The sequence below is a fragment of the Agrobacterium sp. LAD9 genome, assembly GCF_003031125.1.
Lineage (GTDB): Bacteria > Pseudomonadota > Alphaproteobacteria > Rhizobiales > Rhizobiaceae > Agrobacterium > Agrobacterium radiobacter.
On sequence record NZ_PHGS01000003.1, the window covers coordinates 1 to 14607 of the forward strand.

The following is a 14607-nucleotide window of genomic DNA, read 5'->3' on the forward strand; positions in this document are numbered from 1 at the left end:
CGAGACGGCCATTCCCGCCAGCACGGCGGCGGCGACCACGGTGGAAGACCAGCTCGTAAACAGAACCTGATACTCCCGCCCATCGGCATCGAGCGCCGAACAGGCGAGCTGACGCCAGTGGCAGTCGCGCCGGCCGACGGCAAGCGGCACCGGCGCGTCATCCTTCAGCGGATGGTTGGCGGAAGCGACCCAGCAGAGCGGTTCGGTGCGCACCACATCCGAGGAGCGCGCGCGCGGATTATGGGTGACGAGCGCGATATCCAGTTCGCCGCGCGCCATTTTTTCGGCAAGGCTCACGGATGGTTCGCAGACGATGTAGAGCTCGACATTGGGATGGGTCTTGGCAAAACGCCCGATGATCTCTGGCATGTAGCGGTCGGCATAGTCATCGGGCGTGCCGATGCGCAGCGTGCCCTCCAGCCGGTTGTCGTCGAAGGCGGCAATCGCCTCATTATTGAGGCGGATGATGCGGCGGGCATAATTCATCAGTTTTTCGCCCTCCGCCGTCAGGCGGTTGCCGCGCCCGTCTTTTGCAAAGAGCTGTTTGCCAATGCGTTCCTCAAGCCGTCGCATCTGCATGGAGACGGCGGATTGCGTCTTGAAGACGCGGTCTGCGGCCTTGGTGAAGCTGCCCGTATCAACGATGGCGATGAAGGTGTGCAGCTGGTCTATGTCGAGAGGTGCGGACATGGATGGTCATCCATCAGAATGATTGATGCCTCACATTAGAAACATTCGTTGGACTGATCAATAGTCTTGCGACATTTTGACACCAAGCAAATCAATATCAACCCCGGGCCGACGAGATGTCGAGCCCTCAACCCGAGGCAGCTTCTCGCGCGTGGTGCGCCGGGAGCGGTGCCGCATCGTGCCGTTACGGAAGGATAAGTGTCATGCGCACGGCAGAACGGAGAATGGAACTGGAACTCGCAACCGGCAGGGAAAGCGATGCGCTTCGTCGCCTCGTTGTCGGTGTTGCTTCGACCGTGAAAACCTTTCTGCAGCGCATCTATAACCGTATCTGCGCCAATGAGCTGACGGAACTCGACGACCGCCTGCTTGCGGATGTCGGTCTGGTGCGATCGGATGTGACGAATGCGCTCAATACCGGCCTTTTCGATGACCCGACCGCCCATCTGACCCGGGCCGCACAGCTACGCTCGGTCACGCGGTTTGAGGCGCTCTAAGTTTTGTTCGCGCAACTCCGGCAGACCTCCAGCTGCCGGAACTGCTCCGAGCTGAAAAGTTTTCCCCGCAGGGTGATTTGCCAATAGCCCTGCCTTTGCCCGGTGTCAGGCCCCTCGGCCGCGCCGGGCTTTTTTAATGGCGGTGCAGCTTTAGTGCCAATGCCTCAATATTGATATTCCTCGAAGACCGGCAGCACCGAACCGCCCCAGCGGCCATTATAAAGCGCAAGCAGGTCTTCGGCGAGGGTGGTCTTCTTGGCCAGAACCTCATCCAGCGAGGACAGGAACACGGTCTCATCCTGGCCTTCGCCATTCAGGCGTTTGCGGTTTTTCAGGCCGGTGCGGGAAATGTCGAGCACCTCACGGGCGATGCCGAGGAGCGGCTTGCCGGCGATCTCTGCGGCCAGACCCTTGGCCGGTACGGCGTCGCGAAGGGCGATGACCTCGTCGAAACTCCAGCCGGCCGTCAGTGCATCGGCAGCATCCAGCGCTTCCTGATCATAGAGAAGTCCGACCCAGAACGCCGGCAGGGCGCAGATGCGCCTCCACGGGCCGCCATCCGCACCGCGCATTTCGAGGAAGCGCTTCAGGCGCACATCCGGGAACAGGGTGGAAAGATGGTTCGTCCAGTCGCCCATTGTCGGCTGCCACTCGGCGATTTCGCCCTTCAGCGCGCCGTTCATGAACTGACGGAAGGTGACGTGGGTGCAATCGTGATATTTGCCGTCGCGCACGATGAAATACATCGGCACATCAAGCGCCCATTCCACATAATCCTTGAAGCCGAAATCCTGGTTGAAGGTGAAGGGCAGCACGCCCGAGCGACGATTATCGGTGTCGCGCCAGATATCGCCGCGCCAGGAGAGCAGACCGTTCGGCTTGCCTTCGGTGAAGGGCGAAGAGGCGAAGAGCGCGGTTGCCAGCGACTGCAGCTTCATGGAAACGCGCATCTTCTGGCGCATGTCCGCTTCGGAGGAGAAATCGAGATTAACCTGAATGGTGCAGGTGCGGTACATCATGTCGAGACCCTTGGTCCCGACCTTCGGCATATAGCGCGTCATGATCGCGTAACGCGATTTCGGCATATGCGGCGTTTCGTCATAGCTCCACAACGGGCTGCCGCCGATGCCGAGGAAACGAATGCCCATCGGCTCGGCCACTTCGCGCACGGTCGCCAGATGCTGATTGGATTCCTTGCAGGTCTGATGCAGGTTTTCGAGCGGCGCGCCTGACAGTTCGAACTGGCCGCCCGGCTCGATGGAGATGGCCCCCATGCCGTGCTGTTCGCCAAGGCCGATGATGTTCTCACCGTCCATGATCGGCTCCCAGCCGAGCTTTTCCTGCATGCCCTTCAAAAGGGCCGAAATGCTGGCTTCGCCGAAATAGGGAACGGGACTGTTATCCTTGCGGAAAAAGGCGAATTTTTCGTGTTCGGTGCCGATGCGGAAATCGGCTTCAGCTTTGCAACCGCCTGCCAGATAATCTGTAAGCTCCGTGACGGAGGAGAGGGGTGTCTGGTCGGTCGTGTCGCGTGCCATGGCTTACCTTGTTATGACGTCTCTGTTGCGGCGAGGCATATGATTGGCAGATAGGGCCGGATCGTATCCGGAGGCAAATGAATTTCTTTTAAAGATGCATGAAGCGCAATGGTGCCTCTCAGTTCCAGTCGCCGATAACAGCCTGAATGACTGCAAGTGCGGCGACGGCGGCCGTGTCGGCCCTCAGGATTCGCGGCCCGAGCGGAATGGGGGTGACGAAGGAAAGGCCGCGCAGAAGCTCCCGCTCCTCTTCGGAAAATCCGCCTTCCGGGCCGACCAGCAGGGCAATTTTGCGTTCCGTGACGGATTGCAGGATTGGCAACGGATTTTGCCCCGCATCGCCTTCGTCACAATAGATGATGCGCCGGTCGTGAGGCCAGGACTCGAGCATGTCCTTCAGTTTCACCGGCTCGGCCACGTCGGGCAGGGACAGTATGCCGCACTGCTCGGCGGCCTCGATGGCGTTGGCGCGCAGTTTTTCGGTGTTGTGAATCTTGCCCTGCACATGCTGCGTCATCACCGGCTGCAACAGGCCGGCGCCCATTTCCACCGCCTTCTGCACCACATAATCCATGCGCCCGACTTTCAGCGGTGCGAAAAGATAATGCAGGTCAGGTGCATCCGGCTGCGGACGTGTCTGCTCGAGGGGCACGAGAATGATCTTCTTGCGGCTCGGAAAGGAAAGTCTCGTTTTCCATTCGCCGTCACGCCCGTTGAACAGCAGGATTTCCGCGCCGTCGGTCATGCGCAGCACATTGGCGAGATAGTTGAACTGTTCGGTTGTTGCCTCCTGCGCGACGCCTTCGGCAAGATTGGCTTCGATGTACAGGCGTTGCATCCGGAAATTAGCGCGCATGGGATTTTTCGGTTTCAGAGAAAGAGGAAGGACATGAGCCAATAGAGCAGCGCCGCAAGCGTTGCACTTAAGGGAACGGTGACCAGCCAGGCGGCGATGATCGTCATGAAGTGGGAGCGCCGGACAAGATAACGGCGGCGCACCTCGGAGGGATTGTCGGCATATTTTTGGGCGCGGCGGATTGTCTGGCCGGCTCCCGCCTGAACGAGCTCCTGCCGCCGCCGTGACGATTGCGTATACCATTCACGGAAGAAGCCAACGCCGAACACCGCGCCGATGGCGGTGTGGGTGGTGCTGACCGGCAGGCCGAAGCGCGATGCAACGAGGACAGTGAGCGCCGTGGCCACGGAAACGCAAAACGCGCGCATCGGATTGAGCTTGGTGATCTGTTCACCGACGAGGCGGATGAGGCGCGGGCCATAAAGAAGAATACCGCAGGAAAGCCCGAAGGCGCCGACCAGCATCACCCACAGCGGTGCGCGGGCGGAGGTGCTCACCGCCTCATCATGCAGGGCGCGCACGATGGCCACGACAGGGCCGATGGCGTTCGAAACGTCATTTGCCCCATGCGCGAAGGACATCAAGGCGGCGGCGAGAACGAGCGGCCATTGGAACAGGATTCGAAGCGACTGGTTGCGGTTCTCCAGCCCTTCCGATTGTTTGTGGATGATCGGCACACAAAGCCGCCACGCCACAAGCCCGGTCACCAGCCCTATGAGGCTGGCATGGCCAAGCGACACATGCATGAGCTGCCGCAATCCGACCCAGATGAGATAGGCCATGAAGACGCCCGCCATCAGGCCGATGAGAACCGGAACCCACAGCCGGGCCGAGCCGATCTTGTCCTCGCGGTAAATGATGAATTCCTTGATGAAAGCAAGGATGGCGACGGCGATGAAGGCGCTGATGAAGGGTGCGAGTACCCATGCGAAGGCGATGCTGCCGAGCGAAAGCCAGTCGACCGCTTTCGCCCCATAGGCGGCCATTCCGGCGCCCGCAACCCCGCCGACCACCGTATGGGTGGTGGAGATCGGCGCTCTTGTCCAGGTCGAGATATTGACGAGAAGGCCGGCGGCGAGAAGCGCCGACAGCATCGCCCAGGAAAAGGCGGTCCTGTCGGGGATGGTCTCGACGTTGATGATGCCGCTGGAAATGGTCTCCACGACATTGCCGCCGGTGATCAATGCCCCGGCAATCTCGCAGATGGCGGCGACGATGAGCGCAACGGCAAGCGGCATGGCCTTGGCGCCGACCGCCGGGCCGACATTGTTCGTCACGTCGTTCGCGCCGATATTGATGGCCATATAGGCGCCGATGGCGACGGCGGCGATGATGATGACGGCACCCGCGGTGCCCGTGACGAAAGCGCCTGCGAAGACAGCCGCGAGAACAACGAACATGAACCCCGCGCCAAGGCCGGCAAGCTGCTGCGTGACGTGCAGCGTCGCCTCCTCGACACGGGTGAACTTGTCGAGATCCTTGTCGAGCGTCGGCTTCATGTTTGATGGCGGCTTCGTTGCCATTCACACCTCGTTTGCCAGCATTCCCTTTCGTCCGGCAGCGTCGCAGGTTGAAGGCAATTTACAGAAAGACTGTTACATCTCGCACATCTTTCCAAAAGGAAAGACGATAAAAGCCATGTTGGAAAAACAAACTGCACATTGCCACATCAGGGGCGGGCGCGCTATTTCGAATGCGCCATCCGCTTGTCGAAAGCGAGCATAAGCGCCTTCAGTTCCGGCTCGTTGACGCGCTTGCCGGCTTCTTGCGGACTGACCCATTCCAAACGTCTCGATTCCTTCTCGGGAAAGCTTTCCTGCATTTCCGAAACTTCGAGCAGATGCACCTGCACCCTGCATGGCACGTTGACGCCGCTGTTCAGCTTTTTCTCGTAGTCGTAATAACCGAAGGGCGCCTTTTCCACCGTGCCTTTGACACCGGCTTCCTCATAGGCTTCCTGCTCGGCCACCGCATGGGCCTTCTTGTTGGCCATCGGCCAGCCCTTGGGAATGACCCATCGGCCCGTATCCCTGCTGGTCAGCAGTAAGACTTCCGGCCCCGGATTTTTTTTCGACAATCGATAGCACAGCGCCGCATATTGCTGTCGCGGCGGTCTGCGCAACATCAAGCCAACATCTGTCGCCAATCGATTCAAAATCTTCAATCCGAATAAATCCTCTTTGCCGGGTAGTGATAATTGCTAATATAGAGATGCCGCAGATTCCGCCAATCCCCCTTTACCCATAACCCACTACTGTCTTCATGCTGATGAAGCCTTTGGGCGCAGGGGATGTGGTAGATTTGCGAACAAAGTTCTGACCGGGCGGTTCCCCGCGGCCGGACAGCCGATGCGGTAATACTCTCTCTGCCTGCCTTCAAGCCATTCAGAATGCAAAGCCGCTATGAATTGTGGCCGGGGCTGCTTTAATCAGGGGTTATCCCCCAGTGCCGGAGGCCCTCGACCACACCGTCCGCTTCTCTCGCAGCCGCGTGAAAAAAGCGCGTATCCTGATGTGCCAGCGAGACAAGCTCCGGCAGGGCATTGCCGACGATCACGCCGCGAATATTCTTCAACTCGAACATCGCCCGATCATTGCCAGTATCGCCCGCAACCACTGATTCGTCGAGGCCGATGCGTAATTGTCCACATAACCATGTGAGCGCTGCGCCCTTGTCCGCGGCTTTCGGCAAGATGTCGAGGTCGCGATCGCTGGAGTAGACGAGACGGGCGTCGATATCAGCCGCTACAAGCGCTGCTTCGATCTCTCCGAGCGCGGCGTCATCGGCGCCATGCAGGAACCAGCTCGATTTCAAGCCGTGCTGGTAACGCTCCTCCTGCATCGTCACACCGGGAATTCCGGCCATGACCTCGGTAATCCTCCGCGGGTCGAAACCGGTGCCGAGGGACTGTGTGTAGGCGCTTTCCAGTTCGCTTCGCTTTTTGGCGTGCAGCATCGTGCCGACGCCGCCGATGATGTAGTCCGGCTGCGGCAGCGGCACCTCTTCCAGGAGGGCAAGCTGGTCGTCGATCAGCCTGCCGCTGTTGAAAACGAGGAGGGGACGTTGCGCCTCCGGCAATGAGTGCCAGAAATCGCGAAACCGCCGCGTGGCGTCATTGTCGCCGACAACGGTTCCGTCGAGATCGGTGGAAAAAAGACGAAGCGGTTTCAATCGCCGTCATTCCATGGTTCGGCCCAGTCGGCTTCTTCCAGAACCGGCATCATGGTCCTGCCTTCCACAAGGGCGAGCAGCTGCTGGGCAATGCCGGTCCAGGTGAACAGGCTGCGCGCCTTGTGTGCCCCCATGCGGGAAAGCCGCCCGTAAAGCCGCTCGTGCTTGAACGGCTTCATCATGGTGATGCCGAGGTCTTCCTTGTCGAAAGGATCGGCAAACAGCGCATGACGGCCATAGCTCACGGCCCGGAACAACCCTCCATGGATGGTGACGACAGTTGGCGTGCCGCTCGCCATCGCCTCGATCGCGGTCATGCCGAACGGCTCATAGCGACTGGAAAGCACGAAAAGATCGGCAGCGCGATAGATATCCGGCAGGTCTTCATCCGCGACATAACCGGAAAAGGCCACCTTGTCTTCCAGACCGAGCGCTTTCACCCGCTCCTTCAGCTGGTTGAGGATCGTGGTTTCCTGTTCGTCCATATTCTCACCGCCAACGGCGAGATGCAGACGGGCTTCCGGTTCGCGCTCCGCAAGAACGGAGAAGCCGTCGATCAGCAGATCATAACCCTTGTTGGTGGCAAGCCGCCCAAGGGCCAGAACCGTCTTTCCCTCGAAGCCGAAACGCTGCCGGATCATCTGCCGCGTCGCATCCGAAACCGGGAAGAAACGGTTGTCGTCATAACCCGGCGGGATCATGTGGATGTGCTTGCGTTTTTGCCCGTAATCCTCAATCAGCACGTCGAGCTGCACCGGCGTCGTGGCGATCACTATGTCGCAGCTGCGATAGATGATAAGCTCGTGCTGAATGCGTTCCCTGAAGTTGAATTCCAGTTCGAACGTATCGGCCTTTTCCGGATAGTCCGTCTCCATCTGGCGCTTTTTCCAGATGCCGAGCGAATGCGGCGTGTGCAGATGCGGCACTTTCAGCGCTTCGGAGAGTCGCTGCCCGGCCACGCCGGCGTCCCAGTAATGGCTGTTGATGAAAGAATAATTCAGGTCGTTCTTCTTGATGAAACGCAGCGCGTTTTCGCACCATTCCATCAGGTGTCGGTGCAGATATTCCTTGGGAATGAAATCGCGTCCGCCGCAGGGAATGCGCACCACACGGACGCGCTCGTCAACCTCGTCGAATTCCGGCTGGTCTTCGAAGCGGCGGGTATAAAGATCGACGGTGTAACCGAGCTGGCCGAGTTTGCGTGCAAGCTCAAGCACATAAACCACCTGCCCCCCGGTATCGGCCGCGCCCAGTGGCGGATGCGCGGCGACATAGCCATGCGTCGATATGAGAGCTATCCGCGGATAGCGTTCAGTTTCGCTCGTGGTTGTCATGGGTCCCATCTTGGTAAATTTTTCCAATTAACCCGATAAAAAGACCGAAGAGCACAAAAGGTTCCATCAAAAACCGAATAAAATGGATGGCGCATTTCACCAATCGGTGTTTTCAGCCGCTGCGCTGCTGCTGTCGCAAACGGGAAATCCGGTCCCATTCCCGCGCCTGATGCGCCTTGGAGGTCGTCTCCACAATGAAATCGATATGGGCTTCCGCCGCCGCCCTCGCTGCTGCCGGATTGCCGGCGGCGATGGCGTCGTGGATGGCGATATGTTGCCTCAGCACCTCGTCATGGGCGCCCGCGACGGTGAAGATGAGATGGCGATTATAGAAGATGTCGTCGCTCAGAAGCTTGTAGCAGGAGCGCAGCGTATGCATCAGCACGATATTATGCGCCGCCTCGCCGATGGCATTGTGAAATTCCACATCGCCTGACAGTTCCTCTTCGAAGTGGCCCGCCTCATGCGCCTCACGCATTCTGTCGACGATGGCGGCAAGGTTGCGCCTGTCCGGCTCCGTCGCCCGCTGTGCGGCAAGTTCGGCGGTCATGCCTTCGATATAACGGCGATATTCGAGGAAATCCCGCGTCGCCCGGCTGTGACGGGTGATCAGTGCGCTCAACGGGTCTGAAAAGACCGCGCCGACGATATCGGCGACATAGGTGCCGCCGCCATGCCTGCTCACGAGAAGGCCGCGGGTCTCAAGCTCTTTCAGTGCTTCCCGCAGGATCGGGCGCGAGACATCGAGCTTCTGCGCCAGTTCCCGTTCGCCCGGCAGCCGGTCGCCATCCCGCAAGATGCCGTCGAGGATCAGTTCCTCGAACCGCAGCACGACCTCCTGCGATGTGCGGCTGTGCTCGATGCGCGCAAAAAGCGTTTCGTCCATCGCAGAAGTCTCCGGCGAGATGCCGCCCCGTATTTGATGCCGGGCAAAGTACCAGCGAAGCGTCGCACTGGTCAAATATTCTATCCAGTTCTCCGCCTGGCCGTGTCATGCCTGCGGCAACACGGCATCTGCCTTTTGAAACTGGCTTTTGTTAAAGCAGCAGCTGGACAGGGTGATGATGGCGGATTTTTCCGCCAGATGGATCAAAACAATTACATCGGCTTCGATTGCGGTGTTTTCATTGTGATCGATGGCTTAGAAATCCGGGACAAGAAGCGGGGACGATATCGCAATGGCCAAGGGTAGATTTGCATTCGCAAGCGCGCCGGAAAGGTCGCTGGCTCTGGGTGAGGTGCATGCGCGGCCGACCGTGCTGCTTGCCCCATCGCGCATCATCATCCAGCTCGCCTTCATGATGGATGGCGGCTCGGCCGTGCATCACTCGGTCATCGCGGAAATGTCGCGCAGCCGTGGTGTCGCACCACCGGAACGTGATGCCCGCCACCATGCGATGCCCTGGGGGCAGGGGACGCTTCGCTGGGAGCGGCATACCGAGTTCTCGACCTGGTTCTGGGATGGCCCCGCACCGGAAAAATTTGGCGGCGAAATCGCGGGCGATCCCTTCGGCGACGGCTTTTCGCCACCCGGCTCGCTAATCTCGGGCGTGCGGCTGGAAATCCGTCCTGAGAACGGTGTCACCTCCCAGGCGGAAGCGATGTTCGAACCGACCAGCCTCTGTCACAGCGATGTGCGCGACGGGCAGGCCGCTATCCTCACCGATTTCCGCCAGGATCGCGACGGGCTGACGCAGATATTGGTGATCGACCGGGGCCTCACCGATTACAGCCGCGGCGCGCTGGTGCAGCGGCTGCTCGACATCGAGACCTACCGCACGCTCGCCATGCTCGGCCTGCCGATGGCGCAGACGCTGTCGCCGGAAATCCGCCGCATCGAGGATGGTCTGACCGGCATCACCCAGCGCATGAAAAACGGTGCGCGCGACGAGGCCGATGCGCTGCTGGCGGAGATGACCCGGCTTGCGGCGGAACTCGAAGCCAATGCCGCGCTCAGCCTCTATCGTTTCGGCGCCAGCCGCGCCTATGACGGCATCGTGCGCGAACGCATCCGGGCGCTGGCGGAAACGCCGGTGCAGGGCCATGAGACCATGGGCAGCTTTCTGGAACGGCGCATGGCGCCCGCCATGCGCACCTGCCAGTCGGTGGAGGAGCGGCAGGCCAACCTGTCGCGCAAGCTCTATCGCGCCACGGCTCTGGTTCGAAGCTGGATCGATGTGGAACTGGAGCGGCAGAACACGGTGTTGCTCAACACCATGAACAAACGCGCCGCCATGCAGCTTCGCCTGCAGCAGACGGTCGAAGGCCTCTCGGTCGCCGCCATCTCCTATTATGTCGTCGGCCTCATCGGTTATCTCACCAAGGCGATCAGCCATGATGTTCTGCCGGTTGATCCGGCCATCGTCACCGGTATCTCCGTTCCCTTCGCTGTGCTTGGCGTGTGGTGGGTCGTGCGCCGCATCCGCCGGTCCCATGCAGAGGGCGGGCATTAAGGGGCAACCCAGTCTCCCTCATTACTGTGCTCGTCACAGGAATCCAGCCAACGCGCGTCTGCGCGGCGGAGGGAATCCTTTCAGCCCAAGGACTTGGGCTGGCTGGACCCTGTGACGAGCACAGGGATGAGGGAGGAGAGGTGGTGCTGATACGGCCTCGCCGCCTTAGCCTTGTTCCCAATAGGGTGAAGGCCCATAAAGCCCGGCCAGATAATCGATGAACAGCCGCACCTTCGCGGGTAGGAACTGCCGGCTCGGATAAACCGCCGACAGCGTGACATTGCGCGATCCCTCATAACCGGGCAGCACTTGTACCAGCTTCCCGCTGCGCAATTCATGGCCGATATCCCAGGTGGAGCGCAGCGCAATGCCAAGTCCTGATATCACCGCCTCGCGGATCACTTCGCTCGAATTGGTGACCAGCATTCCCTCCGGCCGGATGCTGAGCGCACCGCCCGGCCCCTCCAGTCGCCACACGTCGTTATTGTGCGCCGGCAGGCAGCGGTGTTTCTTCAGATCCTCGATTGTCGCCGGCATGCCGTGGGCCGCCACATAGTCCGCCGAGGCGCAGAGCACACGGCGCACCGGCGCCAGACGGCGGGCGACGAGGCTGGAGGAGTTGAGGTCGGCAATACGGATAGCCAGATCGTAACCGCCCTCGATGATATCGATGAACTCGTCGCTGAGCACCAGATGGACCGAGAGGTCCGGATGCCGCTCCATGAATGTCTTCAGATGCGGCGCGATATGCATGCGCCCGAAGGAGGTGGGTGCGGAAACCTTCAGTGTGCCGTTGACGGTGTTGGCGCGGCCGGAGACGAAATCCTCCGCTTCCTCCAGACCTTCCAATACGGCCAGCACCCGCTCGTAAAATCCCTGTCCCGCTTCGGTCAAAGAAATCTGCCGCGTGGTGCGCTGGAAAAGTCGTGCGCCGAGCTTTTCTTCCAGCCGCTTGATGCGCTTGGAAATCACGGCGGGCGAATAGCCAAGCTCCTTGGCGGCGAGCGACATGCTGCCGGAGGCGGCAACGCTTGCGAAGACTTCCAGATCGCCCAGATTTGTCATAGTTGCCCTTGATTATTTCCAGAATGGAAAAAATCCATATCATTTGATTGCGCCGTTTCAAAGTGGTAAAGAAACAATACCAGTTAGTGGAATGGCATGGAGGAGGGGCGGTGACACAGCCGATAAAGTTTCTGGCGCCGCGCGCGAAGGTGGTCGCAGATCGCGACCGCATCATAGCTGATCTCAAGGATATTCTGCCGGCGGACTGTCTTGTGCACGAGCCGCGCGAACTCGTGCCTTTCGAAACCGATGCCTTTGTCTCTTATCGCCGCCTGCCGCTTGCCGTGGCGCTGCCGAAGACGACCGAGGACGTGGCGGCGGTGATGAAATATTGTCATCGCTACGGCATTCCGGTCGTGCCGCGCGGCGCCGGCACCTCGCTCTCCGGCGGGGCGATCCCGCAGGAGGATGCGGTGGTGATCGGCCTTTCGAAGATGAGCGCGATCCTTGAGCTTGATTTTTACAATCGCACGGCGCGGGTGCAGGCGGGAGTCACCAATCTCTCCATTTCCGATGCGGCCGGCGCTGAAGGCTTCTTTTATGCGCCTGATCCCAGTTCGCAGCTGGCCTGCACCATCGGCGGCAATATCGGCATGAATTCCGGCGGCGCGCATTGCCTGAAATATGGCGTCACCACCAATAATCTGCTCGGCGTGAAAATGGTGCTGGTGGATGGCACTGTTCTCGAACTGGGCGGTAAATATCTCGATGCCGGCGGTTACGACCTGCTCGCCCTCGTCTGCGGCTCGGAAGGCCAGCTCGGCATCGTCACCGAGGCGACGGTACGGCTGATCGCCAAGCCGGAAGGCGCGCGCCCGGTACTGTTCGGCTTCGAAACCTCGGAAGAAGCGGGCTCCTGCGTGGCCGATATCATCGGTGCGGGCATCATCCCTGTTGCCATTGAGTTCATGGACAAGCCGGCCATCGAGATCTGCGAGGCCTTCGCCAAAGCGGGATATCCGCTGGATGTCGGCGCGCTTCTGATCGTGGAGGTCGAAGGCTCCGAGGCGGAAATGGACGCCATGCTTGCCGATATCGTCACCATTGCCCGAAAACATGGCGTGAAGACCGTGAAGGAATGCCAGTCGGCCATGGAGGCTGCGGCGATCTGGAAAGGCCGCAAATCCGCCTTCGGCGCAACGGGCCGCATCGCGGATTATATCTGCATGGATGGCACGGTGCCGCTTTCCCAGCTTTCTTATGTGCTGAAAAAGACGAGCGAGATCACCGACCGTCTCGGCCTGCGCGTCGCAAACGTCTTCCATGCCGGTGATGGCAACATGCATCCGCTCATCCTGTTCAATGCCAATGATCCTGAAGACGCGGCCCGCGCGGAAGAGGCAGGCAATGAAATATTGAAGCTCTGTGTGGATGCGGGTGGCTGTTTGACCGGCGAGCATGGTGTCGGCATCGAAAAACGCGATCTGATGCGCCACCAATATGGTGAGGCCGATCTTGCCCAGCAGATGGCGGTGCGGGCGGCTTTTGACGAGGGCTGGCTGATGAACCCTTCCAAGGTGTTTCCGCTGGAGGGGAGGGGATGATGGGTTTGAGTTTTATGGTCTCTGTGGGTACGGCTCACCCCCCTCTGCCCTGCCGGGCATCTCCCCCTCAAGGGGGGAGATCGGTAAGACGCCCGCGCATCGCTTCATTCGCAGCGTTCGAGAGTGGAGTGAGAGATCGCCTCGATTCGATCTCCCCCCTTGAGGGGGAGATGCCCGGCAGGGCAGAGGGGGGTATCCCTTGCGCAAACTTCGCTGTCCCATGCCCGGAGCCCGCAACCCCATGCTGACGCCGTACGCAGAAACCCAGGTCGCCGATATCATCCGCGACCACGCGACCCGAAGAATCCCGTTGAAAATCTTCGGCGGCAATACCCGCTCCGGTTTCGGCAATGCCGTGGCGGCGGAAACCGGGCTGAGCTCCCGCGCAATGGCTGGCATCGTTTCCTACGTCCCCGCCGAAATGGTCATGACCGTCAGGGCAGGCACCCCGCTCGCCACCATCGAAGCCGCCCTTGCACAAAACCGGCAGATGATGGCCTTCGAGCCGATGGACCACCGCCCGATCATGGGCACAGAAGGTGAGCCGACCATCGGCGGCGTCTTTGCCGCCAATGTCTCCGGCCCGCGCCGTTATGTGGCGGGTGCCGCCCGCGACAGCCTGCTCGGCATCCGTTTCGTCAATGGCAGCGGCGAGATCATCAAGGCCGGCGGCCGGGTGATGAAGAATGTCACCGGGCTCGACCTGTCGAAGTTCCTTGCCGGATCTTTCGGCACGCTCGGTTTTCTCACGGAGGTGACTTTCCGCGTATTGCCGAAACCGCCTGCAGAAAAAACCGTGGTCGTTTCCGGTCTCGACGATGAGGCGGCGACACGCATCATGGCCGCGGCGATGGCGCTGAGCGTCGAGGTCTCCGGAGCGGCGCATCTGCCCGAAAGCGTGCGTTCCCGCTTCATCGATGGCAACCTGCCGGAAGGTCCGGCGACAATTCTGCGGCTGGAAGGGCTCTCCGCCTCGGTGGAAGCGCGCGCCCGCAAGCTCCTCTCCGTCATGGACCGGGTCGGTCCATGGGCGCTGCTGGAGGGCGAGGAAAGCAGGCTTTTATGGCGGCAGGTGCGTGATGTCGCGCCCTATGCCGGTCAGAATACCAAGCCGCTGTGGAAAGTCTCCGTTGCACCTGCCGCCGGCCACCGGCTCGTCGCAGCGCTACGCATGGAAGCGGGCATCGACGCCTTTTATGACTGGCAGGGTGGTCTTGTCTGGATGCAGATGGAGGCGGACCCGGAGGCCGCTTTGCTGCGCGGCGCTATCAAGGCGCTGGGCGGCGGCCATGCCACGCTGGTGAGGGCAAGCGGTGCCGTGCGCGCCACTGTGGCGGCCTTCGAACCGCGCCCGGCGGCGGAGGCCATCCTGTCTGCACGTATCAGGGAAAAACTCGATCCGGCGGGCATCTTTAATCCCGGCAAGATGGCCGTAACGATGCAAAGGGCGGTCTGAACC

Annotated in this window: 14 protein-coding genes; 5 read left to right on the forward strand and 9 right to left on the reverse strand. The window is 60.5% G+C overall.

Annotated elements, in window-relative coordinates; all coding sequences use genetic code 11:
- A partial coding sequence (locus DA915_RS03205; RefSeq protein WP_107675149.1) for a LysR substrate-binding domain-containing protein occupies positions 1–690 on the reverse strand: 690 nt, incomplete at its 3' end.
- Between the two features lie 203 nt (positions 691–893).
- Here DA915_RS03205 and DA915_RS03210 point away from each other — a divergent pair.
- On the forward strand, positions 894–1187 hold the full coding sequence (locus tag DA915_RS03210) for a DUF1127 domain-containing protein (protein ID WP_060722940.1): 294 nt from the start codon (positions 894–896) through the stop codon (positions 1185–1187).
- Positions 1188–1351: 164 nt separating this feature from the next.
- Here the strand turns inward: DA915_RS03210 and DA915_RS03215 are convergent, their stop codons facing one another.
- The 7 genes from DA915_RS03215 to DA915_RS03245 all read right to left on the reverse strand — a co-directional run bounded on the left by DA915_RS03215 (position 1352) and on the right by DA915_RS03245 (position 8972).
- Positions 1352–2725 (reverse strand): glutamate--cysteine ligase, encoded by a 1374-nt coding sequence (locus DA915_RS03215; RefSeq protein ID WP_107675150.1) that lies wholly within the window; start codon positions 2723–2725, stop codon positions 1352–1354.
- 118 nt (positions 2726–2843) lie between these two features.
- The gene (locus DA915_RS03220; RefSeq protein ID WP_003503215.1) at positions 2844–3581 is read right to left on the reverse strand and encodes a 16S rRNA (uracil(1498)-N(3))-methyltransferase; all 738 of its coding nucleotides are present in this window, start codon (positions 3579–3581) and stop codon (positions 2844–2846) included.
- 14 nt (positions 3582–3595) lie between these two features.
- Positions 3596–5104 carry an inorganic phosphate transporter gene (locus DA915_RS03225; RefSeq protein ID WP_060726040.1) on the reverse strand — a complete coding sequence of 503 codons (1509 nt, stop codon included), beginning with the start codon at positions 5102–5104 and terminating at the stop codon, positions 3596–3598.
- A gap of 161 nt (positions 5105–5265) precedes the next feature.
- Entirely contained in the window at positions 5266–5706 is a 441-nt protein-coding gene (locus tag DA915_RS03230) for an NUDIX hydrolase (protein ID WP_035212549.1), read from the reverse strand.
- A 299-nt stretch (positions 5707–6005) separates the two neighbouring features.
- Complete coding sequence (locus DA915_RS03235; RefSeq protein WP_107675151.1) at positions 6006–6752, reverse strand: HAD family hydrolase; 747 nt, start codon at positions 6750–6752, stop codon at positions 6006–6008.
- Positions 6749–8095 carry a glycosyltransferase family 1 protein gene (locus tag DA915_RS03240; RefSeq protein ID WP_192886392.1) on the reverse strand — a complete coding sequence of 449 codons (1347 nt, stop codon included), beginning with the start codon at positions 8093–8095 and terminating at the stop codon, positions 6749–6751. Before DA915_RS03240 ends, DA915_RS03235 begins: the two co-directional genes overlap by 4 nt.
- A gap of 103 nt (positions 8096–8198) precedes the next feature.
- Positions 8199–8972, reverse strand: a complete 774-nt coding sequence (locus DA915_RS03245) for a FadR/GntR family transcriptional regulator (RefSeq protein WP_107675152.1) — start codon at positions 8970–8972, stop codon at positions 8199–8201.
- 36 nt (positions 8973–9008) lie between these two features.
- Here DA915_RS03245 and DA915_RS03250 point away from each other — a divergent pair, with 36 nt between their 5' ends.
- Together DA915_RS03250 and DA915_RS03255 are read left to right on the forward strand one after the other, a co-directional pair.
- Positions 9009–9278, forward strand: coding sequence for a hypothetical protein (locus DA915_RS03250; RefSeq protein ID WP_080865866.1), 270 nt, complete (start codon positions 9009–9011; stop codon positions 9276–9278).
- Positions 9265–10539 (forward strand): DUF3422 family protein, encoded by a 1275-nt coding sequence (locus DA915_RS03255; protein WP_107675153.1) that lies wholly within the window; start codon positions 9265–9267, stop codon positions 10537–10539. Before DA915_RS03250 ends, DA915_RS03255 begins: the two co-directional genes overlap by 14 nt.
- A gap of 165 nt (positions 10540–10704) precedes the next feature.
- Here DA915_RS03255 and DA915_RS03260 read toward each other — a convergent pair whose 3' ends face one another.
- Entirely contained in the window at positions 10705–11604 is a 900-nt protein-coding gene (locus DA915_RS03260) for a LysR family transcriptional regulator (RefSeq protein WP_003503202.1), read from the reverse strand.
- A gap of 110 nt (positions 11605–11714) precedes the next feature.
- Between DA915_RS03260 and DA915_RS03265 the strand changes: the two genes are divergently transcribed.
- Both DA915_RS03265 and glcE read left to right on the forward strand, forming a co-directional pair.
- The gene (locus tag DA915_RS03265; RefSeq protein WP_107675154.1) at positions 11715–13148 is read left to right on the forward strand and encodes an FAD-linked oxidase C-terminal domain-containing protein; all 1434 of its coding nucleotides are present in this window, start codon (positions 11715–11717) and stop codon (positions 13146–13148) included.
- 241 nt (positions 13149–13389) lie between these two features.
- Positions 13390–14604: a glycolate oxidase subunit GlcE gene (gene glcE / locus DA915_RS03275; protein ID WP_107675155.1), complete on the forward strand. Its 1215-nt coding sequence runs from the start codon at positions 13390–13392 to the stop codon at positions 14602–14604.
- Positions 14605–14607: the final 3 nt, after the last annotated feature.